This is a genomic window from Pandoraea sputorum, assembly GCF_000814845.2.
Lineage (GTDB): Bacteria > Pseudomonadota > Gammaproteobacteria > Burkholderiales > Burkholderiaceae > Pandoraea > Pandoraea sputorum.
On record NZ_CP010431.2, the window covers coordinates 4,581,414 to 4,606,726 of the forward strand.

The 25,313-nt window shown below is 63.8% G+C and carries 22 protein-coding genes; 12 read left to right on the forward strand and 10 right to left on the reverse strand.

Features of this window, described 5'->3' with window-relative positions; translation table 11 throughout:
- Positions 1-141 precede the first annotated feature (141 nt).
- A complete protein-coding gene (locus NA29_RS20150) occupies positions 142-1,317 on the forward strand; it encodes a patatin-like phospholipase family protein (protein WP_306592134.1) in 1,176 nt (391 codons plus the stop codon).
- Here the strand turns inward: NA29_RS20150 and murB are convergent.
- A complete protein-coding gene (gene murB / locus NA29_RS20155; RefSeq protein ID WP_039400943.1) occupies positions 1,307-2,332 on the reverse strand; it encodes a UDP-N-acetylmuramate dehydrogenase in 1,026 nt (341 codons plus the stop codon). The two genes, NA29_RS20150 and murB, sit on opposite strands and share 11 nt — an antisense overlap.
- A 203-nt stretch (positions 2,333-2,535) precedes the next feature.
- Between murB and NA29_RS20160 the strand changes: the two genes are divergently transcribed.
- Entirely contained in the window at positions 2,536-3,021 is a 486-nt protein-coding gene (locus NA29_RS20160; RefSeq protein ID WP_039400946.1) for a YajQ family cyclic di-GMP-binding protein, read from the forward strand.
- 95 nt (positions 3,022-3,116) lie between these two features.
- Here the strand turns inward: NA29_RS20160 and plsY are convergent, their stop codons facing one another.
- Positions 3,117-3,719, reverse strand: a complete 603-nt coding sequence (gene plsY, locus NA29_RS20165; protein ID WP_039400948.1) for a glycerol-3-phosphate 1-O-acyltransferase PlsY — start codon at positions 3,717-3,719, stop codon at positions 3,117-3,119.
- A gap of 218 nt (positions 3,720-3,937) precedes the next feature.
- Between plsY and NA29_RS20170 the strand changes: the two genes are divergently transcribed.
- A complete protein-coding gene (locus NA29_RS20170) occupies positions 3,938-4,648 on the forward strand; it encodes a LuxR C-terminal-related transcriptional regulator (RefSeq protein ID WP_072633340.1) in 711 nt (236 codons plus the stop codon).
- A 63-nt stretch (positions 4,649-4,711) separates the two neighbouring features.
- On the opposite strand, the gene NA29_RS20175 is transcribed toward NA29_RS20170, so the two are convergent.
- From NA29_RS20175 to NA29_RS20195, 5 genes are all read right to left on the reverse strand, one after another.
- The gene (locus NA29_RS20175) at positions 4,712-5,878 is read right to left on the reverse strand and encodes a CblD like pilus biogenesis initiator family protein (protein ID WP_157744788.1); all 1,167 of its coding nucleotides are present in this window, start codon (positions 5,876-5,878) and stop codon (positions 4,712-4,714) included.
- A gap of 14 nt (positions 5,879-5,892) precedes the next feature.
- A complete protein-coding gene (locus NA29_RS20180) occupies positions 5,893-8,691 on the reverse strand; it encodes a TcfC E-set like domain-containing protein (RefSeq protein ID WP_052253088.1) in 2,799 nt (932 codons plus the stop codon).
- 72 nt (positions 8,692-8,763) lie between these two features.
- Positions 8,764-9,276 carry a CS1 type fimbrial major subunit gene (locus NA29_RS20185; RefSeq protein ID WP_039400953.1) on the reverse strand — a complete coding sequence of 171 codons (513 nt, stop codon included), beginning with the start codon at positions 9,274-9,276 and terminating at the stop codon, positions 8,764-8,766.
- A gap of 87 nt (positions 9,277-9,363) precedes the next feature.
- Entirely contained in the window at positions 9,364-10,104 is a 741-nt protein-coding gene (locus NA29_RS20190) for a fimbrial protein TcfA (protein ID WP_052253089.1), read from the reverse strand.
- Positions 10,105-10,416: 312 nt separating this feature from the next.
- Complete coding sequence (locus tag NA29_RS20195) at positions 10,417-10,905, reverse strand: aminoacyl-tRNA deacylase (protein WP_039404092.1); 489 nt, start codon at positions 10,903-10,905, stop codon at positions 10,417-10,419.
- 181 nt (positions 10,906-11,086) lie between these two features.
- Here NA29_RS20195 and NA29_RS20200 point away from each other — a divergent pair, with 181 nt between their 5' ends.
- On the forward strand, positions 11,087-12,655 hold the full coding sequence (locus NA29_RS20200) for a class I adenylate-forming enzyme family protein (protein WP_039404094.1): 1,569 nt from the start codon (positions 11,087-11,089) through the stop codon (positions 12,653-12,655).
- Between the two features lie 25 nt (positions 12,656-12,680).
- Here NA29_RS20200 and xerD read toward each other — a convergent pair whose 3' ends face one another.
- Positions 12,681-13,649: a site-specific tyrosine recombinase XerD gene (gene xerD, locus NA29_RS20205; protein WP_052253334.1), complete on the reverse strand. Its 969-nt coding sequence runs from the start codon at positions 13,647-13,649 to the stop codon at positions 12,681-12,683.
- Positions 13,650-13,681: 32 nt separating this feature from the next.
- On the reverse strand, positions 13,682-14,950 hold the full coding sequence (queG, locus tag NA29_RS20210) for a tRNA epoxyqueuosine(34) reductase QueG (RefSeq protein ID WP_371328945.1): 1,269 nt from the start codon (positions 14,948-14,950) through the stop codon (positions 13,682-13,684).
- 17 nt (positions 14,951-14,967) lie between these two features.
- On the opposite strand from queG, the gene tsaE reads away from it, so the two are divergent.
- On the forward strand, positions 14,968-15,501 hold the full coding sequence (gene tsaE, locus NA29_RS20215) for a tRNA (adenosine(37)-N6)-threonylcarbamoyltransferase complex ATPase subunit type 1 TsaE (RefSeq protein WP_039400958.1): 534 nt from the start codon (positions 14,968-14,970) through the stop codon (positions 15,499-15,501).
- Positions 15,495-16,967 (forward strand): N-acetylmuramoyl-L-alanine amidase, encoded by a 1,473-nt coding sequence (locus NA29_RS20220; RefSeq protein ID WP_039400960.1) that lies wholly within the window; start codon positions 15,495-15,497, stop codon positions 16,965-16,967. Before tsaE ends, NA29_RS20220 begins: the two co-directional genes overlap by 7 nt.
- 135 nt (positions 16,968-17,102) lie before the next feature.
- Here the strand turns inward: NA29_RS20220 and NA29_RS20225 are convergent, their stop codons facing one another.
- On the reverse strand, positions 17,103-17,774 hold the full coding sequence (locus NA29_RS20225) for a VTT domain-containing protein (RefSeq protein WP_039400963.1): 672 nt from the start codon (positions 17,772-17,774) through the stop codon (positions 17,103-17,105).
- Positions 17,775-17,990: 216 nt separating this feature from the next.
- On the opposite strand from NA29_RS20225, the gene mutL reads away from it, so the two are divergent.
- The 6 genes from mutL to NA29_RS20255 all read left to right on the forward strand — a co-directional run bounded on the left by mutL (position 17,991) and on the right by NA29_RS20255 (position 25,304).
- Positions 17,991-20,078: a DNA mismatch repair endonuclease MutL gene (mutL, locus tag NA29_RS20230; protein ID WP_072633341.1), complete on the forward strand. Its 2,088-nt coding sequence runs from the start codon at positions 17,991-17,993 to the stop codon at positions 20,076-20,078.
- Between the two features lie 7 nt (positions 20,079-20,085).
- Positions 20,086-21,033: a tRNA (adenosine(37)-N6)-dimethylallyltransferase MiaA gene (gene miaA / locus NA29_RS20235; RefSeq protein WP_039400968.1), complete on the forward strand. Its 948-nt coding sequence runs from the start codon at positions 20,086-20,088 to the stop codon at positions 21,031-21,033.
- Positions 21,034-21,269: 236 nt separating this feature from the next.
- Positions 21,270-22,154: an ABC transporter permease gene (locus NA29_RS20240; RefSeq protein ID WP_039400970.1), complete on the forward strand. Its 885-nt coding sequence runs from the start codon at positions 21,270-21,272 to the stop codon at positions 22,152-22,154.
- 1 nt (position 22,155) lies between these two features.
- Positions 22,156-23,208: an ABC transporter ATP-binding protein gene (locus NA29_RS20245; RefSeq protein ID WP_039400973.1), complete on the forward strand. Its 1,053-nt coding sequence runs from the start codon at positions 22,156-22,158 to the stop codon at positions 23,206-23,208.
- A gap of 93 nt (positions 23,209-23,301) precedes the next feature.
- On the forward strand, positions 23,302-24,366 hold the full coding sequence (locus tag NA29_RS20250) for an extracellular solute-binding protein (protein WP_039400976.1): 1,065 nt from the start codon (positions 23,302-23,304) through the stop codon (positions 24,364-24,366).
- On the forward strand, positions 24,363-25,304 hold the full coding sequence (locus NA29_RS20255; RefSeq protein WP_224786967.1) for an ABC transporter permease: 942 nt from the start codon (positions 24,363-24,365) through the stop codon (positions 25,302-25,304). The genes NA29_RS20250 and NA29_RS20255 overlap by 4 nt, the downstream gene beginning before the upstream one ends.
- Positions 25,305-25,313 lie beyond the last annotated feature (9 nt).

The following is a 25,313-nucleotide window of genomic DNA, read 5'->3' on the forward strand; positions in this document are numbered from 1 at the left end:
GGCCAAGCGTCCGATGTGCCTGAATCGTCTGACGCGCACGCTCCCCACACGCCCTCGTCCGCACTCGATACGTCTGCAGCGTCACCCCTGACGTCGGCAGAAGCGTTACACACGCCGTCCAACCCATCGGACACGTCCGATTTGTCCGATACTCACCCGGACCTCGAACCGACGGATGTCCCTTTGCTTCCCCGTGACGGCCAACGCGCCAGCGCAAAAGCGAAGTCCTCACGCGCGCGACGCAACAACGGTGGACGCAAAGGCATCGACCTCGGCCTGCAAGGCGGAGGCGCGCACGGTGCGTACACGTGGGGGGTGCTCGACAAGCTGCTGGAAGACGGACGTCTGGAGTTCGAAGGCATCAGTGGCGCTTCCGCAGGCACGATGAACGCCGTGGTGCTCGCGCATGGCCTGCTCGATCGTCCCAACGTCGACCCGCGCGAGAAGGCTCGTGAGGCGTTGCACAGCTTCTGGCTAGGTGTTTCGCAAGCCGGTTCGTCGGCCACCGCGTGGGCGCAAACCGTCTTTAGCTGGCTCAACGGGCGTCCGACCGAGTATCCCGTCTGGCATGACTGGATGCAGAGCATGCAGCAATGGATGATGCCGTTCGCGCAACCGCCCGCCGAGATCAATCCGCTGCGCACCGTGCTCGAAGCGCAAGTCGATTTCGAGCGTCTGCGCGAGAGCACTGCGACACATCTGTTCGTCTCTGCGACGAACATCCGCACCGGCAACATCCGCATCTTCCGCACGCACGAAATCACGCTCGACGTGGCGATGGCGTCCGCCTGTCTGCCGTGGCTGTTCAAACCAGTGAAGATCGAAGAGGATTTTTTCTGGGACGGCGGCTATCTCGGCAACCCGCCGCTCTACCCGTTCTATTACGAGACGCTCACGAGCGACATCCTGATCGTGCACATCAACCCGATCGAGCGTAAAGAGAAGCCGGTGCTGCCGGGCCAGATCATGAACCGCGTGAACGAGATTACGTTCAACGCGTCGCTACAACGGGAATTTCGGGCGATCTCGTTCGTGCACAAGCTGCTCGACGAAGGATGGCTGAAGCCGGAGTTCCGCGATCGGCTGAAGTACCCGCTGATCCACTCGATTCGCGCGGACAAGGAGCTCTACGACTTGTCCTCGTCGACGAAATTCGTCACGGACTGGCACTTCCTCACGACGCTGCGCGACCGGGGCCGCGAAGCCGCCGAGCGCTGGCTGGCGGCGCACTTCGACGACGTCGGCGTGCGTTCGACAGTGGATCTGAAGCGCGATTATCTGCAACGTCTGCCGGACGCCACCGCCATCAGAGCATGAGCGGTTCGGGGTCGAGCGCGATGCCGAAGCGCTCCTGAACGCTGGTCTGCACGGCGCGGGCCAGCGCCACGATATCGGCCCCCGTGGCCCCGCCGCGATTGACGAGCACCAGCGCCTGACGCTCATGCACGCCCGCATTTCCGACGGTCTTGCCACGCCAGCCGCACTGGTCGATCAGCCAACCGGCGGCGACCTTCCACGAGCCGTCGGGCTGTGCATAGCCCACCGCCTGCGGGAAACGCGCGCGAAGCGCCTCAAACGTGGCGCCGTCCACAACGGGATTCTTGAAGAAGCTTCCGGCGTTGCCGAGTTGCGCGGGATCCGGCAGCTTGCGGCGGCGAATGTCGACGACCGCATCGAAAATCTGACGCGCATCGGGTTCTGCAATACCCGCCTCGGCCAGCGTACGCGACACGTCGGCATACCCGGTCACGGCCTGCCAGGGCTGCGGCAGGCGCAGCGTCACAGCCACGATGATGTAACGGCCCGGTTCGCGCTTGAACAGCGAATCCCGATAGCCGAAAGCGCAATCGTCGCGCGAGAGTGTGACGAACGCCCCGGTCGTCGTATCGAGTGCACGCACTTCATGGAAGCGTTCGGCGAGTTCCAGCCCGTAGGCGCCGATGTTCTGGATCGGCGCGGCACCCAGCGTGCCGGGAATCAGCGCCAGGTTTTCCAGGCCGGGACAGTCTTGCGAAAGCGTCCAGTCGACGAAATCGTGCCAGACTTCGCCCGCGCCGCCGCGAACATAGCGTGCGCACGGATCCGCAGGATTGTCCGGAAGGCATTCGCGGTGGCGAATGGCCATGCGCAGCACCACACCGTCGAAGTCACGCGTGAGCACGAGGTTGCTGCCACCGCCGAGCACGAGACGCGGCAGTCCTGCCAATTCGGGCAAGGCGAGCGCATCGAGCAGCGCCGCTTCGCTGTCGACGGTCACGACATAGCGGGCGGTGGCGGGCAGACCGAAAGTATTAAATTCACGCAGGCTGACGTCGCGTTGCAACTGAAGCATGGAATATGGGCTTGCCAGTGGGGTGTCGCCGTGCCGGACAGCGTCCGGAGGGGGACGCGGGACCGACGGCTGAATTACAATGTCGGGCGAAAGAATTTTGCGCATCATTATACCGACCGCGCCGGCCGCCCCGCCGCCCGCCGGACTTACACGGCACGCTCTGCGTGCCATTTCACGAACCCTTAGAAATTCAGGAGAGCCAGATGCCATCGTTTGACGTGGTTAGCGAAGCCAACATGGTAGAGGTCAAGAACGCCATCGAGCAGGCCAACAAGGAAATCTCGACGCGCTTCGACTTCAAGGGATCGGACTCGCGTGTCGAGCACAAGGAGCAGGAACTCACGCTCTACGCCGACGACAACTTCAAGCTCGATCAGGTCACGCAGGTGCTCGTCGCCAAGATGGCCAAGCGTAACGTCGACGTGCGTTTTCTCGACTACGGCAAAGTCGAGAAAATCAGCGGCGACAAGGTCAAGCAGGTCGTGAAGGTCAAGAAGGGCGTCGAAGGCGACCTGGCCAAGAAAATCGTGCGCATCATCAAGGACAGCAAGATGAAGGTGCAGGCAAGCATTCAGGGCGACAGCGTTCGCGTCGCGGGCGCCAAGCGCGACGACCTGCAAAGCGCGATGGCGCTGCTGCGCAAGGATGTCACCGACACGCCGCTCGACTTCAACAACTTCCGCGACTAAGCGTTACCGCGTTCGTTGAAGAAACAAAAAACCCGCAGAATCGCTGCGGGTTTTTTGATGGGGCCGCCGGGCAATGCCTTCGCCCGTCTTCACGCTTACTTCTTCTGCCCGATGCGGCTTTCCTTGCCTGCGATCAGCTTGGCGATGTTCGCGCGATGGCGATAGATCAGCAGGATTGCCATGACGATCACCGCCGGGGAGTAAGGCCCGAAGCCGTACATGAAGATGTAGTAAAGGGGTGCAAACACCGCAGCAACCAGCGCGGCGAGCGACGAATAACGGAAAAAGATCGCAATGATCAGCCACGTCGCCATCACCGCCAGTCCCAGAATCGGGCTGATGGCAAACAGCACGCCCGCGGCCGTCGCCACGCCCTTGCCACCGGCGAAGCGCAGGAACACCGGGTACAAATGGCCCAGGAACACGGCGAGCGCTACTGCCGCCAGTCCGAAATCGCCCACCCCCCAAGCGTCGGCGAAGCGTTCCGCCAGATAAACTGCAAGCCAGCCCTTCAGTGCGTCACCAATCAACGTCAGGACGGCGGCCTTCTTGTTGCCCGAACGCAGCACGTTCGTGGCGCCTGGGTTGCCCGAGCCGTAACTGCGCGGATCCGCGAGGCCCATCGTGCGGCTGACAATCACCGCAAACGGCACCGAGCCGATCAGATACGCGAGAACGATAAAAACCAGTGTGGCCATGAACTTCGTGCGAGTGGAGGACTTGTAATGGCCGCCATTCTACTTGAGACGCCGAGTCGCCCCATTCTGGCAAACACGGGGTTGCACATTTGCACCGCCAGTTTTGGGAAATAGCACCAAGTGCGCTTGCGCAACGTAGATTGCGGAACCGCCCTTCGAACGCAGCGGTCCCTCAAACATGCGCACTATGCGTTCACGTGCTTAGGGGAGGTTCAAGAATGACACGGATCCGCGTTGCCATTGCTGACCACCATCCTGTCGTTGTAGCCGGGCTCGAACACGAGTTGGGTAAGCGGCCCTCACTGGAGGTGTTGGGCACTGCGCGTCATGTGGCCGAAATCGTCGATGTCCTCAATCGCACCTCGTGCGACGTACTGGTGATCGACCACACCATGCCTGGCGGAAAGTACGGCGAAGGTCTGTCGCTGCTCGCCACGTTGCGTCGCATGTTTCCCTGCGTTCGGATACTCGTCTTCGCAATGGAAAACGCCGCGATCTCGCAACAGATTACCGATCTCGGTGTCGCATCCACGCTATGCAAGTCGCGTGAAATCGACGATGTCATCACAGCCATCCACGCCACTCACAACGGCCTGCGTCTCATGCGTCGCACCACCGCCAGACGACCACCGGCAGATTGCCGCGCAACCTTACTGAGCCAACGCGAAGTCCAGGTCCTTCGACTGTATGTTTCGGGAATGTCGATCACCGAGATCGCCGCGAAACTGCATCGCACGAAGCAGACCATCAGCGCGCAAAAGCGCAATGCCATGCGTAAGCTCGGCATCGACAGCGACGCACAACTCTATCAATGCGCGCTGCACGCCGAGCTGCCCAATCCTGACGCGCACGCCGATGCCGATGCGCCAGACGACACGAACCGTACGGGTCACGGCCATGACGCACCGTCTACAGTCCTCTTCGGCTAAGCCACCGGCCACCGCCCCCCGCCGTCGGCGCTCGTTTGCCATCTCTGCAGACTCACCGCCCGTTCAGATCCCGGCGGCATCGACAAACATTTCTATCCGGATTCGCCCGTCGTAACGCCCCGCGTCCTTTTCGCTTTCCAGAAACGGGACGATCTCGAAGGCCAGTGCCGCCGGGGTACACGCGACCGCCACGGGCATACCGGGCAGCCGCACGATCCGGATCGGCGCCTGCGACACCGCCCCGAACGCAGTCCCTCCGGCATCGCCGATGCGTAGCCACTGATAAGCGCCCGCATAGTTCATGCCCAGCCGATACTCGATTCTTTGCTGTGGCTGCGAGCCGTTCGTGTCCTGACGGATAAGCACCCCGTTTCCGGTCGATGGCGGCGGAAACACCTCGCGCTCCGACGCAGCGCGAACGCGTAGCGCGCCGGTGGAGTTCGAGCCAAATCCGTCGTAGTAACAGATGTCCACCGACCGGCCACCAAACACGAGTGGCCGAAACCCCACTCCCGGTCGCCTCTGCAAATCCATCGCCACGCGCGGGGCCGTGTTCGACAATGTCGGGAAGTAGATCTGCGCATTCTGGGTATCCGTCACATTCAGTTCGATGTCGTAGCTATGCGTCGCACTCGCACCGGTGCTCCCCACCTCACGAAGATCGAACTCGAAACGCCCCCGCCAGATGCCGCCGACCGGAAGACGGGCCAGCTCGGCCGCCGGTATCGTCAGCAGGTATCGTGAGACATCATAGGGACGACCGGCGCATCGATTGAGATTCCGGTCCGTATTGAACGGCAGCAGGCGGTGCGTGCAAGTGCTTCCCGACACGGTGACAACCTTTCTCGCTGTCAGCCCCAGGTCCACCGTGTGTTTGGAGCGCTGCTCGGTGAAGCGCAGCATGACCACAGTGGGTGGCCCATCGGGAAGGTTCTCCGGCACCGTCGCACACGCCCCGACGGTCGTATCCACGGCGGAACGGCAAACAAACGACGTCCGCGACCCGTGAATGTCGCCCGGCGTGTAATGCGCCTGCTGTTGGGGACGAAAAATCCAATCGCCCCGCGACTGCGACAGGTCGTACGTCAGCGACACACCTTCATGCCTGTCCACCGGTACGCTCTGCGCGAAGGCGCTCAAGGCCCCGAACATCATGCCGACGAGGATGCCACCCCGCACCGCCACGCTTCTCACCCAGCCGCGCGGCTGCCGATGTTCGTGTTGGGTCATATCGAAGTCCTTGCTCATCCGCCCTCCTCGCCCGTCACCATGGTTGCCACCGCCGCCTGCGGCGTCTGGCCGTGCGGCGCGGCGCTTAGCATCCGCCGCACCCGGGATTGCGCCTGAAGCGGTGCGGGCAACGCGTCCTGAGCCACCACATCGCATTGCGTGACGCCACTCAAATAGATAACGTCGCGCCGCTCGGCGTTACGAATGTCGCAACGCATCGCCTGTCCGCCATCGAGCAAGTAGAGTTCGGTCAGCGGATGCGGCGACTCGATCATGAACTCCCCCCGATCGTCGAGCGGCGTAGCGGCCACACTCAGGACACGCGCGTTGGCGAGCGAGAAGCCATCGGGCCCTAACGCGCGCCCAACATACGTATAGCTGCGCCCGGCCGTCACCCGATGCACCTTCATGCGTCCCGGCGTCAGGAAGTACTCTTGCGATCCGGCACCGCGCAGCAGCCCCACGGAATGGTCGCCTGCCCCCGAACGCGACTCGGAGACTTCCCCATGATGTGCCCGGTAACCACTGACGGGAACGAGCGCCGACGCCCCGAAATCGACCGTCACCGGACGTCCGCCCACTTCCAGGGTCGCCGCAGCCCCGCCGGATTCCTGACCAGCGCCTTCCCCGGCATCGACCGCGAGACCGACGCCCGCGGGCGGCTCGCCCGCGAGCATGGCCGGACCGAACCAGACGCCATCGCCCGACACGGCGAAGCTCGATGCGTAGCCCGCCGTCAGGGAGCCCGTCGAGCGGCCCGCACCTGCGTGACCGAAGCTTCGGGAGATCATGGCGTTGACGTCGCCGTAACGACCGTCCATCGCACCGCGCAGGCTTGCCGTCCCCATTCGCCCATCGGTGCCGGTGGCCCCCACAGTCAACTCCCGACGTGAGGTGTCGTCCCACGTCCACGAATGCGACGCGTGGTAGTCCGTCGTTACGCGTCGATCTGCGCCGCTGCCCGTGCGCACATCGACACCCGCTGCCGAGAATGTCGACATCGTGCTGTCGGCCTTCGCAGGTCGATGAGCACTCAGCGACAGATTTACGAAGCCGCCGATGTCGGCGCGGGCCATGTCCGGGTGACGCCGGTGAAATCCGCCGAATCGCGCGCTGATCGAATATTTGTCCCAGCGAAACGAGCGGCTCAATGTCGCCTGCAGCGTCTTCGATACGCCCGCACGTTCTCGCCCGCCTTGCCAGAATTCGTCTTCCTGCGGCCACGCGACGTTTGTCGAGCCTCGCCCATAGGTTCGACTCTCGCTGTAGCCTGCGCTGCCCTGCCATTTGTTCAGCGGCAACGAAACACTCGCATTGAGCGAGTCATAACACCCAAAGCCGACATCGCCGAGCGTCGATGACCTCGCACCGCGACGGCAGGTTGCGTCGCGCATCTGATAGCGGAAGATGCTGAGCCCGATGCCATTGGCAAACGAGACGGATTGCGTATTGCCACGCGCACCATCGGTGCCCGTCAGCAGTGAGGCCGTCGTTGTCAATCGCCCCAGAGCGAATGCATGCTGCCAGCCGACCTGTGTTTCGTTGTAGCCGCGCGAAGGCAGCCACACCAACCCCGTCGCGAATGTCAGCCCCGGGCCGAAGGACGTGCGCACCCCCGACTGTACAGTCGCCTGAGCGCCTGGCCCGGTGTTGCCGGACTGACGGCGATTGACCGCTTTCCCACCTTGCACGAACCATTGCGTGCCCGCGCCGTATGCGCCGCCACCGACCTTCGTGTACGGTTCGCTCTGCGTGCGCACCAACGTGTCGCCCTCGAAGATTCGCAACGTGACGAGATACGCGCCCTCAGGGAAATAGCGTGTGTCGAACTGCTGCACCCCGGCCGCCAGGTAGGCGCTCCCAAGCAGTTCGCTGCCGCGATACGCATCGACACGCGCTTCGCGCGTGAGCAGCACGGTCAGCGCCGAGCCTTGCGCCACGGCGGCGTCGTTCACATACGCGCGCGACGTACCGAAACGCGCACCGTCGAAACGCTCGACAGGCAACAGGGTGAAACCGAAACTCCCCCCTTGCGCGCTGAAGAGATTGCGCTGATCCATCCGACCGATCTGTGCGTAGTACGTCGGGCCAAGGTCGTGACGGTAGTAGAGGCTGTCGACCGACGCCAGTATGCGGTTCGATGTCGATGCCGTCCGATCTGCGGAACGCTGCCCGGCATGCACCAGCGACCATGCGAATCCCGCGTAGCTTGCAGGCGATATTCCCAACGCACCGTTACCCATCAAGGTGAGATTGCGGTATCGATCGGATGTCGATGCATTTACGATTTGCGAGTGAATCAATGCAGGTTCGCTGCCTGGCGAATTCGCGTGATGCAAGCCATCTCCCGCCGTTTGCGAAGGTATCCATGCTTTCGCGACGAAAAGATCGAGCACACCCTGACTTTCGTCGAAGATGACATCGGTCGACGCCGTTTCGAGATACCGGCACCCCGTCTTCGCAGCCGCCGCGCTGCAGGCGAGATGGCCGTTACGCGACATGGGGCGGGCAAGCGCGTCGACAAGCGTCGCGCCCGACACCACGTCGGCATCGACCCCGAAGCGGGACTCGATGGCGTGTGCGAGCGCTTCCGGCGTTTCGAGGCGCACGTCGTCTGGACGCACGAACACGGGAAACACCCCCAGCGACGCGCCCAACAAACGAATGTCGAGATGCTCGACCTGTCCGAGCGCAATGTCCTCGAAGCCGGGAGGCACGTTCGACGCAGTCCTCTCGGTCGTCGCTAACACCGTCTCGCTCACCGCCAGTAGCAGCGGCAAACAGATCGGGACGATGCGATAACGCTTTCGCATGACGATTGGCGAGCGGCGAAGACACGCCACATCGCATGTCTTCGCGCGTTGCTGATTAAGACAGGATCCGACTTACTCGGAGGCCGCCGCGGCCACGAGGAGCATCTCCATACGCCCCACGTAACGGCCGGCGATCGGCGGATTCTGCCCTGCTGCGCGTCCCGTGATGGTCAGCGGCATCGCTCGCGACTCGCCGGTCCCCGTTCCCGTCCAGATCTCTGAGGCGCTCAGCGACGTGTTCGCCGTGGTAATCACCTGACCGCCGAATTGCACGGTCAACGGAATCGCCGGCGCCGTCGCGTTCGTCGCATGAAGCAGTGTCGAAGCGGCGCCGAGGCGCACGTTCACGCTCTGCGTCACGTCGTTCGTGTAAAGACGTGTCTGGATAGTCTGGCTCGTCAGTTCACGCGTCGCTGCGTTGTACGCCAGATCGAGGTTCTGCGGCATAGGGCTGCCGTTCGCCTGCAGGACCGACAGGGTGGGATCGATGTTGGCGGTCAGATCGATGACGACTTCTGCCGCGTTGGCGGCTGCCATCGGAACCAGCATTGCCGTGACGGCAGCCAGAGACTTGAACGTTTTCACTTTTGGTTTCCTTGCAGTTGTTAAGGGGGATGGAAGTCTGCGAAAAGACTCGAGGGGTGTGAGGCTCTGCGGCCTCATCGAATCTGTCTACTGCGAGAGAGGCAGGTCTTTGACCTGCGGCTGCGACTCGCCGTCGACCAGATACTTCACGCGCACGGAAGCGGTGCCCAGGCCGTCGGGAATACGTTGCGACTGACCGGGGTAGACGCTGCGCCCGACCTGGCGCCAGTCGCAAGTGTTCTGCGCACCTGCAGCGCACACGCCCATTTCCCGCACATGCACCCTGACATTGCCGGTGTTTTTCACATGCAGGTTGTCGTCGGAGCGCGCCAGTCCAACCGACGCGTTGGCAGGCGCCACCCGTACCAGCGCGCCCCAAACGAAGCTCACATGGACATCGGGTTCGATGCTGCCGCTGTCGCCGCTATCGCCACTGTTACCGCCTGCACCGCCGTCTTGATCCACGTCCCCGCGCGACGCGACAGGCCGGAAGTAGACGCGATAGGCGGTCTCGATGTCGGGCCGTCCCAGCGAGACCACTCGCACGAGCCGCGTCGTGCCGCCCGCCAATACAAATTTGGCAGGCGATGCAACGAGGCCGGCACCGTCGACGAGACTGACCGGAACCTCTTGTTCGCTCTCGGTAGCGGGGTCGACGATGCGCCTGACGCTAACGTCGACGTACTGGGTCTGAGGGGACTGAGAGGTGACGCGAATGACGCTCACCTGTGGCTGATCGGCCGAGATCACGCTGGCAATCGGTGAGATCGTGACGTTGGCTATCGCCTGGGTCGACACCATCGAGAGTGTCGCCAGCGAGACCCGCATGGCGGTGGCTGTCCGTCCGATGCGTGCTGTGTGTGATGCGAGCCACGTATGCTTCGCGCGGCTTATCGCCTCGCCCATGTCCGTTCCTCTGTGTTCGTTGTCGCATGAAGGCAACCGCAGACACGTCAGACTTCACATGTCGCCATCACCTGATGAATGAGCACATGGTAGGGACGACAAAGCGCAAGCGAAATCTGACAAGTCAGATTTCGCCTATCGGCGTGGAAATGAGCCTTTTCTTAAAGACGAATTCGATTGATTGAGGTAATAGCGGCGCGATCAGGCGCACGAAGCCGTCGGGCAGACGGATGCTCAGTCGATCAGCGCGACATTCACAAGCGTGGGTGCGAGCACCCGCACGATTTCCGAGGGCGCCATCGAGACGAGATAGCCGCGACGTCCACCGTTGATGTAGATCTCCGGCAATTCGAGAATCGACGCCTCCATGAAGATCGGCATGCGCTTGCGTGTACCGAAGGGACTCGTGCCGCCGACCAGAAAGCCGGAATGACGATTGGCGACTTCCGGTTTGCACGTCTCGATGCGCTTGCGTCCGGCTTGCCGCGCCAGCGCCTTGGTCGACACCTGACAATCGCCGTGCATGAGCACGATCAGCGGATGGGCGTCCTCGTCTTCCATGATCAACGTCTTGACCACCGCGTGCTCAGGCCCCCCCAACGCCTCCGACGAGACGCGCGTGCCGCCATGCTCCTGGTACTCGTAGAAATGGTTCTGAAACGCGACCTTGGCTTCGCGAAGCTGTTTGGTTGCAGGGGTTTCAGCGGTGGCCTTGGATTTCATATCGTAAAAGATGCAGTCGGTTCTCGGATCGCGTCGCAGGCGTTCGGGCACGCACGCAGCGGGACCCCCTAGGATTCGATAATTACGGATTGTAAGCAATCGCTTCATCGGGCATTACAATGCCGCCATGTCCGCCTCACATTTATCGCCCTTGCTTGCGTTACCGACCGACGCCGACGCGGTGTCTTCGGCCTCGTCCTTGGCTTCGTCCTTGGCTTCGTCCTTGAGCGCGTTCCTCGCCGACTTGCCAGCGCGCATCGATAATCTTCCCGCGCGCATCGCCGCGCAAACACCGTCGCGCATCGCACTGATCGACGACTTCGGCCGGATGACGTACGGTGAACTGACGCATGCCGTGAGCACGTGTGCAACGCGCCTGCGCGAGCATGGCGTCAGAGGTGGTGATCGAGTGATGATCGTCGGCGAGAACGGCATCGCGTATGTCGTGCTGCTGCTTGCCGTCGCCTCGCTCGACGCATGGCCTCTGCTCTGCAACGCCCGCCTCTCTGCCGCCGAGTTGCGGGTGATTCGCGAGCACGCGCAACCACGTTGTGCCGTCTACGCCATCGACGCATCTCCGGACGCTGCCGCGCACGCGCGCACCGACGCCGCCAAGGTCGCCTGGACCGAACTGGCGCTGGGCGCGCTGGCGGTGTCCGACGTCGATCCCGCGAGCGTGGCCGAACCAGTGCAAAGCGATCCGTCCGAACAGTGCGCGGCGCTGATTTACACAACAGGCACGACCGGTGCGCCCAAGGGCGTGCGGTTATCGCATCGCAATCTGATGTTCATTGCGGCGGTGTCGAGCACGTTGCGACGCGTCGGCCCGCACGACATCGCCTATGGCGTACTACCCATCTCGCACGTCTACGGATTGACTTCCGTGTGTCTCGGGACGTTATACGCGGGTGGCACGTTGCGTCTCGCCGCGCGCTTTACCCCGGAGGCGGTGCTGGACTCACTCGCGCACGACGGACTGACGATTCTGCAAGGTGTGCCCGCCATGCATGCGCGCCTGATGGCGTATGTGGCCACGCAAGGCACGACGCTCGTCGCGCCGCGTCTGCGCTTTGTCTACTCCGGCGGGTCACCGCTCGACGCTGCGCTCAAGGCGCGTGTCGAAGCGTTCTACGGTCTGCCCATCCACAACGGTTATGGCCTTACCGAGAGCAGTCCGACCGTCTCTCAGACCTTGCTGGACGCGCCACGCGACGACTGCTCCGTCGGCCCCGTCATTCCGGGCGTCGCGGTGCGCATCGTGGGACTCGACGGCAAGGATGTGACCGAGGGTGACGTCGGTGAACTGTGGGTACGCGGACCGAACGTCATGCTCGGCTATTACCGCGCGCCGGAACTGACGGCCGCGACCGTGACGGAAGACGGCTGGCTGCGCACTGGCGATCTCGCCCGGCGTGCCGCAGACGGCGCGTTGTTTCTCGCCGGACGCGCGAAAGAACTCATCATCCACTCGGGCTTTAACGTCTATCCGATTGAAGTCGAGCAAGCGCTGGCGAGTCATCCCGACGTGCTTCAGGTGGCCGTGCTCGGACGTGCTGTCGACGGCAACGAACAAGTGATTGCATTTGTGGAAGCGCGTCCGGGACATGAGATCGACGTCGAAGCGCTTGCAGGATGGGCCGCACAGCGACTCGCGCCGTACAAGCGTCCCGCGCAGATTCGCGTGCTCGACGCCTTGCCTGCCGCATCGACCGGCAAAGTGCTCAAGCACAAGCTCAAGGCGATGCTCTGACGTTGCGCGACGCGGTTCGCGAACGTCAGCCGCGCGGGTGATGCTGCGCGTGCAGCGACTTGAGACGCTCGCGCGCGACGTGCGTGTAGATCTGCGTCGTCGAGATGTCCGCGTGGCCGAGCAACAACTGCACCACGCGCAAATCCGCACCGTGATTGATCAGGTGCGTGGCGAACGCGTGGCGCAGCGTGTGCGGTGAGAGCGGCGCACGAATATCGGCTTGCAGCGCGTACCGCTTGATCAGATACCAGAACGCCTGACGCGTCATCCCATCGCCGCGTTGCGTCACAAACAGCGTGTCGCACGCGCGTCCCGCGAGCAACACACCACGACTGTGCGCCAGATAGCGCGTGAGCCAGCCGTTCGCCTCTTCGCCGAACGGCACCAGACGCTCCTTCGCGCCCTTGCCGAAGATCCGCAGCACGCCTTCGTTCAGTCCCACTTCGATGGTCTTGAGCGCGACCAGCTCCGACACGCGCAAGCCGCTCGCATACATCAGCTCCAGCATGGCGCGGTCGCGCAAACCGAGCGGCTGCGCGAGATCCGGCGCGGCGAGCAGCGCCTCGACCTGCGCTTCCGACAAGGTCGATGGCAAGCGCTGCGCCCGTTTGGCCGACGCAATCCGCAAGCACGGGTCCTGCTGCACGAGGTGCTCGCGCAGCGCCCATTGATAGAACCGCTTGAAGACGGACAAACGCCGGTTCACGCTACTCGCCAGACTCTCCCGGCGCCATGCGAGATAGGCCGAGAGCGCCGCCTCGTCCACGGTGTCGAGGGACATTGCGGGCGGGCTGTCGTGCGAGGTCTTGTGCGGGATGTTGTGCAATTTGTCCGCGCCATTCGCTGCGTCCGACGCTTTCGCATCGTCCGCCAGCCACTCCGCGAACAGACGCAGATCGCGACGATAGGCGTCGAGCGTGTTGCGCGACAGGCCGTCTTCGAGCCAGATCGTGTCGCAGAACTGGTCGATGAGCGACGTGCTGCGCGTGAGCATCGGCTCGGAAACTTGCGTGCGCTCAGACGTGCTCAAACCGGAACTCCTTCCTGGGCAAGCGCCCACTCGACATGTTCGCGCACCAGCGCGGAGGGGTGATCGCGACGCGCCAGCAACGCGTCGCGCATGGGAATGCGGGCATCGGCATCGGGCGTCTCGCGCAGCGCATTGCCCAGGCCGACGGCGAGATTGCGCAGCCATCGCTCGTGGCCGATACGACGAATCGGGCTGCCCGCAAGCCGGTCCATGAATTCCGTCTCAGTCCAGGCAAACAGCTCGACCAGCGACGCGCCGTCGAGCTTGTTACGCGGTGCGAAATCGGGCAGCGGCGACGGCTGCGCAAACTTGTTCCAGGGACAGTAGAGCTGGCAGTCGTCGCACCCGTAAATGCGGTTACCCATCCTGGCGCGCAGCGGCTCGGGAATCGCGCCCTTGTGTTCGATCGTCAGATACGACACGCACAGACGTGCATCGACGCGAAACGCTTCGGTGATCGCGCCTGTCGGGCAGACGTCGAGGCAGCGTCGACATTGGCCGCAGTGCTCGCCGCGATCCATGCGGGTGCTTGGGCTGGCGCTGTCGTCTTCGTCGTCGCTTTCATCAACGTCGACCGGCAGGGGAACGTCGACGAAGATTTCACCGAGGAAGAACAGCGAGCCCGCGTCGCGCGAGAGCAACAACGTGTGTTTGCCGCGCCAGCCGAGCCCCGCCTTCTGCGCGAGTTCGACTTCAAGCACCGGCGCGGAATCGGTGAACGCGCGATAACCGAACGGCCCGATGGCCTGCGTGATGCGATCCGCCAGTTGCTGCAGACGATTGCGCAGCACCTTGTGATAGTCGCGTCCACGGGCATAGAGCGACACGACCGCCTCGCCGGGCATTCCGGTGCGCGCCATCTCGCGCTTGCGCCAATGGGTGAGGTCGGTGTCGCTGGGAAGATAGTTCATACGGGCGCTGATCACGCGCACCGTGCCGGGGACCAGCTCGGCGGGCCGCGCACGCTTCATACCGTGGGCCGCCATGTAGTCCATGTCGCCATGACAGCCGTCGTCGAGCCACTGTTGCAGACCCGCTTCGGCATGTGAGAGGTCGATGTCCGTGATGCCCACGTGACCGAAGCCAAGCTCACGCGCCCACCCTCGAATTTGCACCGCGAGCGCGGCCAGACCCTGCTGATCGAGGGTCGAAGCGAGGGCCGACGACGTCGCAATGTCGCGCGAGGGCGACACTTCCTTTGCATTCGGAGGTGCCGATGGCTCGACTTGTGCGGCGGTAGCGGGGAAAATCACGGAAGCTTTCATCGACTCCATTTTACGCAATGCCCGCCATGCCCGACTCCTCTGCGCCGCCGCCGCTGGGCGAACGCATCTTCGCGCTGCCGGACGAAGCCGCCACCGAGGCCTTCGCCGCGGCATTCGCGCGCGCTGTCGTTGAGCGCATGGCGCATACCGACGCCGCGCACGCGGGCCTGCACGTACAGCTCTCGGGCGACCTCGGCGCGGGCAAAACCACCTTCGTACGAGCGCTGTTGCGCGCGCTGGGCCACACGGGACGCGTCAAAAGCCCCACCTACGCGCTGTGTGAACCATACAACATCGACACACCACAAGGCGTGTTGCCGGTCTATCATTTCGATCTGTACCGCTTTGCCGATCCGGCCGAATGGCACGACACGGGCTTTCGCGAGCATTTTGCGGGCGACGCCCTGTGCCTGGTCGAGTGGCCGGAAAAAGCCGAAGGACTCCTTGGCACCCCTGATTTGCGCCTTTGGCTGGAACCAGTTGGCGATGCCCGCCGTCTCACCACGAGCGCCTACACGCCGGCCGGTCTTGCTTGCCTGAACTCATGCTGATCAAACGCTTCGCCCGTACCGACGACGCCTCATCGCCCAACGCCGGCCGCCGCCGCGCTTTGCGCGCAGGCGCTTCGACCCTGATTCTCGCCCTCACCGGCCCCCGATTCGCGTTCGCCAACGCCATCGTGGCGGTGCGCGTCTGGCCGGCGAGGGACTACACACGTGTCACGCTGGAGACCGACAACCCTGTCAAATTCCAGCAGCAGCTGATGGAAAGTCCGAATCGCTTCGTCATCGATCTCGACGAAGTGGATCTGAGTCCGGCGCTGCGCGACCTCGTCGCCAAGATCCAACCGAACGATCCACAGATCGCCCAGGTGCGCGTGGGGCAGTTCAAGCCCGGCGTCGTGCGCATGGTGTTCGATCTGAAGGCGGGCGTGAAGCCACAGTCGTTCACGCTGCCGCCGGTGGCGGGCTACAAGTACCGCACCGTGTTCGATCTGTACCCGGCTGTCGAGCCCGATCCGCTCATGGAGCTGCTCGCGCAAACCGCCAACAAGGCGCAAGCGCTCGCACAGAATTCGCGTCCGCCACAGACCTCGGGCAACGCCAGCACGCCAAGCACGGAAGAGAGCGAAGCGTTCTTCCAGCGGTATGCGCAGCAAGGTCAGACGTCGCGCCCTGCGCGCCCCGGTCCGACTCCCTCTACCCCATCTACGCCTGCCGCTCCGGACAAGACACCGCAGCTTGCCCAGCGCAACGACGACGACACCGACGATCTGCCCCCGCCGCCGCGCGGTCAGAAGACGGCGCGTCTGCTCACCATCGCCCTCGATCCCGGCCACGGCGGGGAAGACCCGGGGGCGATCGGCAGCAGCGGCACGTATGAGAAGGTTGTGGTGTTGCAGATTGCCAAACGGTTGCGCGACAAGATCAATGCGCAGCCGAACATGCGCGCCATGATGACGCGCGACGCCGACTTCTTCGTGCCGCTCGGTGTGCGCGTGCAGAAGGCGCGTCGTGTGGACGCCGATCTCTTCATGTCGATTCACGCCGACGCCTTCACGTCGCCCTCCGCCAACGGCGCGTCCGTGTTCGCGCTGTCCGAACGGGGTGCGACGAGCGCGACCGCCCGGCTGCTCGAAAAAACGCAGAACGCCTCGGATCTGATTGGCGGCGTCAACATCAAGACCAACGACCGGACGGTGGCGCACGCGCTGCTCGATATGTCGACGACGGCACAGATTCGCGACAGCAAGGTGTTCGGCACCGCGCTGCTTGCCGAGATCGGCACGGTGGCGGATCGTCTGCACAGCAAGAACGTCGAACAAGCGTCGTTCGCAGTGCTCAAGGCACCGGATATTCCGTCGGTGCTGGTCGAGACGGCCTTCATCAGCAACCCCAAGGAAGAGCAGTATCTGAACGATCCGGCCTATCAGGAACGGCTCGCGAACGCGCTGCTCAAGGGGATCCGGACCTACTTCTCGAAGAATCCGCCCCTCGCGAAGAACCGCACAGCCTGAAAATCCGCAGCCTTTGCCCCCCAACAAAAAATGGCGCGTCCGAAACCGGACGCGCCATTTTTCTTATCCACTTGTACTGCTTCAGACCGAGCAGGACGCAACGGACGTCCGCCGCTCCCTCGCCAATCGACTGGCTTACTTGCTCTGCCCTTGCGCCGTATCGCTACGACGACCGCGCGTGAACAGCTTCCACACAGCGCCCAGCGCGATGGGCACGACGGCGGCCGAGATGCCGACCAGCACGATCACGTTCAGGTACTGCTTGACCAGCGGCAGGTTGCCGAACAGGTAGCCGCCGCCCACGAGCAGCACCACCCAGATCGCTGCACCCAGCACGTTATAGAGCTGGAAGCGCGTCCACGGCATGGCCGAGACACCCGCCACGAACGGGGCGAACGTGCGCACGACCGGCACAAAACGCGCCATCACGATGGTCTTGCCGCCGTGGTGTTCGTAGAAATCGTGCGTCTTGCGCAGCGCGTCGCGATCGAGAAAACGCCAGTTCTTCTCGTACACGCGCGGCCCGATCTTCGAGCCGATCCAGTAGTTGAGGGTGTTGCCCGTCACCGCAGCGATGAACAGCAGCACGCCGAGCAGCCACGGATCCATGGCTCCGGTGGCCGCGAAAGCGCCGCCGATGAACAGCAGGGAATCGCCCGGCAGGAACGGGAACAGCACCAGCCCCGTTTCCACGAATACGATCATGAACAGGAACAGGTACACCCAATTTCCGTACTGATCGATAAACACACCAAGATGTTTATCGATATGGAGCACCATCTCCAGCAATTGCACCAAAGTATCCAAGTCGATTCCTCAAGATAAAGGACGCCGGCCCGTCCCTGCGGGCGCGCGACGAGTCGCATCATACCAGCATCCCACAGTCGAATTAGTTGCCAATTAAAGACGAAAAAATGACAAGAAATGCGCCGATGGGCTACGCCAGAACGCATTAAATCACGTGTCATCCACTGAAACGACGCCGGGCCTATGTCTTTGAGGGCAGCCTTTATAATGGTTCCCATGTCTGCCACCCCGACCCCCGCCCCTGAAGCGCAAGACCCGGCCGCCGATGCGGCCGCCAACGCGCCCGAACGCCGTCCCGGCCCAATGCCAGCGGGCCTCGCGCCCGCACGCGCCATCCGCGTGCTGCCCGACCAGCTCATCAGCCAGATCGCCGCGGGCGAGGTGGTCGAGCGTCCGGCGTCCGTGGTTAAGGAACTGCTGGAAAACGCCCTCGACGCCGGTGCCCGTGCGCTCCAGGTCAAGCTCGAAGAAGGCGGCGTGCGCCGTATCGCCATTACCGACGATGGCGGCGGCATGTCCGCCGAACAACTCCCGCTGGCGCTGACCCGCCACGCGACGAGCAAGATTCGCACGCTGGACGAGCTAGAGTCGGTACTGACGCTCGGATTCCGGGGAGAAGCGCTCGCATCCATTGCCTCGGTCGCGCAGCTCACGCTCTCCAGCCGTCAGATCGACGCGCCGCACGCGACTGCTATCGACGGTAACACCGGGGCACTCACCCCGGCGGCCGGTCCGGTGGGCACGACGGTCGACGTGCGTGACCTGTACTTCAACACCCCCGCGCGCCGCAAATTCCTGAAGACCGAGCAAACCGAGTTCGGTCATTGCATGGACGTCATTCGCCGTAGCGCCCTCGCGCGCCCGGACGTCGGTTTCTCGATCCTGCACAACAACCGGGCCGTGGAGCATTGGAACGCGTCGGATGCCGCCACACGGGTCTCGCGCGTGCTGGGCAACGACTTTGCCGACGCCCACCTCGCACTGGACGAAGGCGCGGCAGAACTGCGTCTGTCGGGCTTCGTCGGCCTGCCCACCGCGAGCCGTGGCCGCGCCGACCAGCAATTCTTCTTCGTGAACGGTCGCTTCGTGCGCGACAAACTGCTCACGCACGCCGTGCGCGCTGCCTATGAAGACGTGCTGCACGGCGACCGCTACCCGGCGTACGTGCTGTACTTCGAACTGCCGCCGCAGTTGGTGGACGTCAACGTTCACCCCTCGAAGATCGAAGTCCGTTTTCGCGATGCGCGCAGCGTTCACCAGTTCGTGTTCCACGCGGTGCAACGTGCGCTCGCACGCGCGGCGGGCAGCGGTGGCGCAACGCACTCGGCGCATCTGACGGAAGGCGGCGGTCTGGCTGCCGGTCCGGGTGCGGCAGGTGGGTTGGGCGGGCTCAGCGGTGGCCCTGGCGGTGGATTCGGCGCACGTCCGACGGGCGGCTTTGGCACGCCGGGCGGCAGCAGCTGGAACGCGCGCGCGCAGCAAGGTTCGTTGCCGGTGCCGCAGCCGATGTCCGTCTACGACAATCTTTTCGGACGCACGGCGCCGCCAGCGGCACGTCCCTACGGACAGCCGGGGGTGACGGATGCACCGTCACCGGCTTACGGTAGTTCAGGGGGTTTGGGTACTACGGACGGCGCAGCGCTCACCGGCGGTCTTGCCGATGCGTTGTCGGCCTCCAACGCCAACACCGCCGCCGACGCCGCAGCCGCCATGCAGCTCGAACAGCCGCTGGGATTCGCGCTCGGCCAGTTGCACGGCATCTATATCCTCGCGCAAAACGCCTACGGTCTCGTGCTGGTCGACATGCACGCCGCGCACGAGCGCATTCTGTACGAGCGCTTCAAGCAGGCGCTGGTCGAGCGCAGCGTCCCCGTTCAGCCGCTACTCATCCCGGTGACGTTCTTCGCCGACCCGGTGGAAATCGGCACGACGGAAGAGCATCAGGAGACGCTGACGGCCCTCGGCTTCGACCTCGCCGCCATGTCCCCGACGACGCTCGCCGTGCGCGCCATCCCTGCACTACTCGACGGTGCCGACGCACAGGCGCTGGCCCGCGCGGTGCTGGCCGATCTGCGTCAGTACGGCGGCTCGCGCGTGCTCACCGAGCGTCAGCACGAGTTGCTCGGCACGCTCGCCTGCCACACGGCGGTGCGTGCGAACCGGCGTCTCACGCACGAGGAAATGAACGCGTTGCTTCGTCAGATGGAAGCGACCGAGCGTGCCGACCAGTGCAACCACGGACGTCCCACCTGGTACCAGCTCACGCTCGGCGACCTCGACAAATTGTTCATGCGCGGACGTTGAGCGGTTCATGAAGGCAAACACCCCGATCGTCTGCTTGCTGGGCCCGACGGCTTCCGGCAAGACCGCTGCCGCGCTGGCACTCGCGCAGGACACCCCGCTGGAGATCATCAGCGTCGACTCCGCACTCGTCTATCGCGAGATGGATATCGGCACGGCCAAGCCGAGCGCCGACGAACTCGCAGCCGTGCCGCATCACCTGATCGACATCATCGATCCGCGCGACACCTACTCGGCGGCGCAGTTCTGCGAAGACACGCTGCGTCTGGTCGACGAGATCACCGCACGCGGACGTCGTCCGTTGCTCGTTGGCGGCACGATGCTGTACTACAAAGCGCTCACGCAAGGCCTCTCGCCATTGCCGTCTGCCGATGCCGACGTGCGTGCAAAACTCGATGAGGACGCAGCCCGCGACGGATGGCCAGCCATGCATGCGCGGCTCGCGAGCGTCGATCCGGTGACGGCCGCACGCCTCGCGCCGAACGACGCGCAGCGCGTTCAGCGCGCACTGGAAATCTTCGAGTTGTCCGGCAAACCAATGTCGCAGTGGCTGGCCGAACAGGCGCAGGCACCCGACACACCCTCGCCGCATTCATTCGTGCCGGTGGCGCTGGAGCCGGGCGACCGCTCGGTGTTACACGCGCGCATCGCGGAGCGTTTCCGGTTGATGCTCGCCGCAGGCTTCGTCGAAGAAGTCAAGCGCCTGCGTGCGCGCGGCGACCTCGATCCTGGGCTGCCATCGATGCGCTGCGTCGGCTACCGTCAGGTATGGGAATACCTCGACGGCGAGACCGACTACGACACCATGCGTGACAAGGGCGTCTTCGCCACGCGCCAGTTGTGCAAGCGTCAGCTCACGTGGCTGCGCTCGATGCCTGAGCGTCACATCGTCGACTGCACTGCTGCCGACGCGCCGCAACGCGCCCTCGAGACTGTGCGCGCGCTCTGGGGCGACTGAACGCCGCATACCTGACGCTTCGCTGGCCATCGCCGCGAAGCGTTTCTACCTCCCGCTCAGCCCCCGCGTTGCGCCGTCCGAACCCCATCTCCCCCGCCCGTCGAATCGCCCCGCAGCATCCGTTGAAACCCTGACAGCTTTCCGGTTTGCATGTCGATTTTGATATGCTAATTTGCATATCAACGTTTCGAGCAATGCAAATTTGCATCGAATCCACGATACCGGGAAGGGTGCCAATGACGCAGACTTCGATGGAGCCGAGTGGTGTGACGGGCGATGTGCTGAGGCTGCCGACAGGCAGCCCGAGGCGTGTGCCCTTCGCAAAGTGGTCGAAATGGGCGGTGCGTGCAGGGATCGCGTTGATCTACCTGTTCATGCTGAGTCCGCTGATCTTCGTCGTCTGGCTGAGCTTCTTCAAAGACGCCATCATCACGTTCCCGCCGAGCGGTTACACCGTGTCGTGGTACGTCAACGCGTGGCGCAACGCTGCGTTCGCCAACGGTTTCCTGCTTTCCCTGCAACTCGCTGCGTGCGCGGCCATCGGCGGCGTCATTCTCGGCGTGGCCGCATCGCTCGCGCTCGCCCGCTACCGTTTCCCCGGGCGCCGCACGCTCGGCAACGTTCTGCTGCTGCCACTCGTGGTGCCGGGCATCGTCGCAGGCATTGCCACCTATCTGTTCTATCTGCGCGCAGAGAACGCGTTCGACGTGGACATCGTCGGCACGTTCGGCGGTCTCGTGATCGCCCACATCTGCCTGACGATTCCGTGGACGATGCGCCTCGTGGGTGCAAGCCTCGCGCAGATCGACGGCACCATCGAAGAAGCCGCCCGCAACCTCGGCGCGGGCCCCTGGCGTACGCTCTGGCGCGTGACGCTGCCGATGTTGCGCCCTGCCATCGTCGCGGCCGCGCTGTTCAGCTTCATCGTGTCGTTCGAGAACCTCGAACTCACGCTGCCGCTCGTGGGGCCGGGCAAGACCACGCTGCCCATCGCGATCATGCAGTACCTCGAATTCAACCTCGATCCGACGATCGCCGCCGTGTCTGCGGCGCAGATCGTGCTGCTCGGCATCGTCATGCTGATCACCGATCGCTTCGTCAAACTCAGCCAGGTGATCTGACATGGCCAACGTTTCGCTTCGCTCGCTGCGCAAGCAGTATGGCAACGCCGCTGCCGTCGCCGACTTCTCACTCGACATCGCCGAAGGCGAACTCGTGGCCTTCCTCGGCCCCAGCGGCTGCGGCAAGACCACCACGCTGCGCATGGTTGCAGGCTTCGTCGAGCCGACGGCCGGCGAAATCTGGATCGGCGGCAAAGAGGTGTCGCGTCTGCCGCCGCACCGTCGCAACACCGGCATGGTGTTTCAGCGCTACGCCCTGTTCCCGCACATGACGGTCGCCGAAAACGTAGCGTTCGGGCTGGAGATGCGACGTGTGTCCGCCGCTGATCGCGCCACACGCATTCGCGAAGCGCTCGACATGGTGCGTCTCACGTCGCTCGCCGACCGCTATCCGCGCCAGCTCTCCGGCGGTCAGCAGCAACGCGTGGCCATCGCCCGCGCGCTCGCCATTCGCCCCGACGTCTTCCTGCTCGACGAACCGCTCTCGAACCTCGACGCGAAGCTGCGCACCGAAGTGCGCGAAGAAATCCGCGCGCTGCAACGCCGTCTTGGCCTCACGACGATCTTCGTCACACACGATCAGGAAGAAGCCCTCGCGATTGCCGACCGTCTGGCCGTGATGCATGACGGCTGCGTGCAGCAGATCGGCACCGCCGACGCGCTCTACGAACGCCCGGCGAATCCCTTCGTCGCCAACTTCCTCGGCAAGATGAATTTCCTCGCCGGACAAATGGACGCAGGTCAGTTCGTCACCGCCAAAGGTGAGCGTCTTGCGCTGGCGGGCGCGACCCCCGACGCGAAGACGCTCGGCATTCGCCCCGAGCGTCTACGCCTGACCGACGCACCGGCGCAACACGAAACCGCCCTGCCCGTCACCGTCGATCAGACGATCTATCTCGGCTCGACGCTGGAGCTTCGGCTCAAGAGCCCGCAAGGCGAAATGCTCGTGGCGCATGTGCCGAACACGGCGCGTGACGACGCGCGTCTTTACGCGCCTGGCAGCGCACTCAAGGCGTGCTTCGCGAGCACCGACTGCCTGTTTTTCAACGCCTGAATTCGCAATCCAAGCCCTCACCCCACGCATATTTCACGCACGCTCTGACCCACGCCAAGGCCCTCGATGGCCGACGTTTAGAAGGATGACGACATGACGCACGCCCTGAACCGCCGCACGTTCCTGAAGACCGCTTCCGGTCTGGTGATTGCCCCCGCGCTCGGACTCGATGCCCTCTCGGCACACGCCGCCGAGGCGTGTCCGAACGTGGTTGTCGGCACCTGGGGCGGCGACTATCTGAATCTGCTCGAGCAGAACATCGGCAAGCCGATCATCGAGGCCGCTGGCGGCAAAGTGACGTACGACTCCGCCGATCAGGTCGGACGCATGACGAAGCTGCGCGCCGAGAAGGCATCGCGTCGCGGCTCGCTCGACGTTGCGTGTCTCGCCGATCTCGACATGTACGACATCAATCGCTCGGGGATCCTCGAGACCGTCGACGCAAAGCTCGTGCCGAATCTCGCCAACACGCTCGAAGCGCTGCGCCGTCCGTACTCGATCCCGCACATCTTCAGCGCGATGGTGATCGTCTACAACCCGGAAAAGCTCGGCACGAAGCCCGATTCGTTCACCGCCGCACTCGACCCCAAGCTCAAGGGCAAGGTCGGCTTCTCCGACATTCTTTACAACTTCAACGTGGTGAGCAGTTCGCTCGCGGCCGGTCATAAAGACGGCGATATGGCCGGTGGCGTGCAGTTCCTGCGCGAGTTGCGCAAGACGCAGCAGCCCAAGGTCTATCCGTCGAATGAAGCGGTGGCCTCGGCGCTCAAGAGCGGCGACATCTGGTTCACGTGCATGTGGAAGGCGCGCGCGCTTCAATGGAAGAAAGCGGGCGTGCCCATCGACTACGTGGTGCCGAAGGAAGGCGCGGTGCCGGTGACATTCGAAGCCGCTGTGCCGAAGAACTCCCAATCCAAGCCGTGCGGCTTCAACTATCTGAACGCGATGCTCGACCCGCGTGCGCAGATCGGTTTTGCCGAGACGATGGGCTACGCGCCGACCGTGAAGAACGCGAACCTGCCGCCGTCGCTGCAACAAAGCGTGGGCTTCACGAGTGGGGAACTCGACCGCATGGTGAAGCTCGACTATGCGCGCTTCACCGCCGATAAGCCCGCGCTGCTCGACTTCTGGAACAAGGAATTCAAGGTGGGGCTGTGAACGTCGCCGACACACCGGACGCCGCCATGCCGTCGCCCCGCCCGTCCACCCAAGCCTCCCGGGCCGCCACCGCACGCGCGGTGCGCGGCGCGTTCACCGGCGGCTCGCTCGCGGCACCGGCCACGCTCGTCGTGCTGCTGGTGATCGTGCTGCCGGGCTTGCAACTGGTGCGCTACAGCTTCAACCGGTTCGACCCCGTCGACATGATGCAGGCGGCCCTCACGGGGGCGAACTACATCAAGTTCTTTACCGATCCGTACTACCTGTCGGTGCTGTGGACGACGATCAAAGTTGCGTCGCTGTGCACGGTGCTCGCACTCGTCTTCGGCTTCCCCGTCGCGTATGTGCTCGCGCGCACGCAAAGCCGTTTCAAGAGCCTGCTCGTCATGCTGCTGGTATTCCCGTTGCTCGTGGGCAACGTGGTGCGCGCCGCCGGTTGGATGGTGATGCTCGGCAACGCCGGTTTCGTCAACTCGCTGCTCGTGTCGCTGGGTATCGTGCCGCAGCCGATTCGTCTGCTGTACACGCCATTCGCAGTCGTTATCGGCACCACGGCAGTCGTGCTGCCCTACATGATTCTGACGTTGCAGAGTGTGCTCGAAGGCATGGACTTCTCCGTCGAGGAAGCCGCGCGCAATCTCGGCGCCACCTTCCGGCAGACACTTACCCGCGTGATCCTCCCAATGGCTGCACCGGGTATCGCCGCGGGCACGATGCTCGTCTTCATTCTTTGCATGAACGCGTATGCCACCCCCGTGCTGCTCGGCGGCACCGGCATCACGATGATGACGCCCTCGATCTACGACCAGATCGCCAAGGCGAACAACTGGCCGTTCGGCGCGGTGCTCTCCATCGTGTCGATGGTCGTGACGTTCGCACTCGCCATCGCCTCTCACTGGGTCATTCACCGCCGTTACGCAAAGACGATGATGACCTGACTTCGCTCA

Bases quoted from the DNA above. Each gene is read 5' to 3' on its own strand.
- xerD (WP_052253334.1), bottom strand. From the start codon at position 13,649: ATGCTCACGCGCAGCACGTCGCTCATCGACCAGTTCTGCGACACGATC.
- NA29_RS20245 (WP_039400973.1), top strand. From the start codon at position 22,156: ATGGCCAACGTTTCGCTTCGCTCGCTGCGCAAGCAGTATGGCAACGCC.
- NA29_RS20170 (WP_072633340.1), top strand. From the start codon at position 3,938: ATGACACGGATCCGCGTTGCCATTGCTGACCACCATCCTGTCGTTGTA.
- NA29_RS20180 (WP_052253088.1), bottom strand. From the start codon at position 8,691: ATGCGAAAGCGTTATCGCATCGTCCCGATCTGTTTGCCGCTGCTACTG.
- tsaE (WP_039400958.1), top strand. From the start codon at position 14,968: ATGCCCGCCATGCCCGACTCCTCTGCGCCGCCGCCGCTGGGCGAACGC.
- mutL (WP_072633341.1), top strand. From the start codon at position 17,991: ATGTCTGCCACCCCGACCCCCGCCCCTGAAGCGCAAGACCCGGCCGCC.
- miaA (WP_039400968.1), top strand. From the start codon at position 20,086: ATGAAGGCAAACACCCCGATCGTCTGCTTGCTGGGCCCGACGGCTTCC.
- NA29_RS20240 (WP_039400970.1), top strand. From the start codon at position 21,270: ATGACGCAGACTTCGATGGAGCCGAGTGGTGTGACGGGCGATGTGCTG.
- NA29_RS20160 (WP_039400946.1), top strand. From the start codon at position 2,536: ATGCCATCGTTTGACGTGGTTAGCGAAGCCAACATGGTAGAGGTCAAG.
- murB (WP_039400943.1), bottom strand. From the start codon at position 2,332: ATGCTTCAGTTGCAACGCGACGTCAGCCTGCGTGAATTTAATACTTTC.
- NA29_RS20175 (WP_157744788.1), bottom strand. From the start codon at position 5,878: ATGACCCAACACGAACATCGGCAGCCGCGCGGCTGGGTGAGAAGCGTG.
- NA29_RS20195 (WP_039404092.1), bottom strand. From the start codon at position 10,905: ATGAAATCCAAGGCCACCGCTGAAACCCCTGCAACCAAACAGCTTCGC.
- NA29_RS20220 (WP_039400960.1), top strand. From the start codon at position 15,495: ATGCTGATCAAACGCTTCGCCCGTACCGACGACGCCTCATCGCCCAAC.
- NA29_RS20190 (WP_052253089.1), bottom strand. From the start codon at position 10,104: ATGCGGGTCTCGCTGGCGACACTCTCGATGGTGTCGACCCAGGCGATA.
- queG (WP_371328945.1), bottom strand. From the start codon at position 14,950: ATGAAAGCTTCCGTGATTTTCCCCGCTACCGCCGCACAAGTCGAGCCA.
- NA29_RS20250 (WP_039400976.1), top strand. From the start codon at position 23,302: ATGACGCACGCCCTGAACCGCCGCACGTTCCTGAAGACCGCTTCCGGT.
- plsY (WP_039400948.1), bottom strand. From the start codon at position 3,719: ATGGCCACACTGGTTTTTATCGTTCTCGCGTATCTGATCGGCTCGGTG.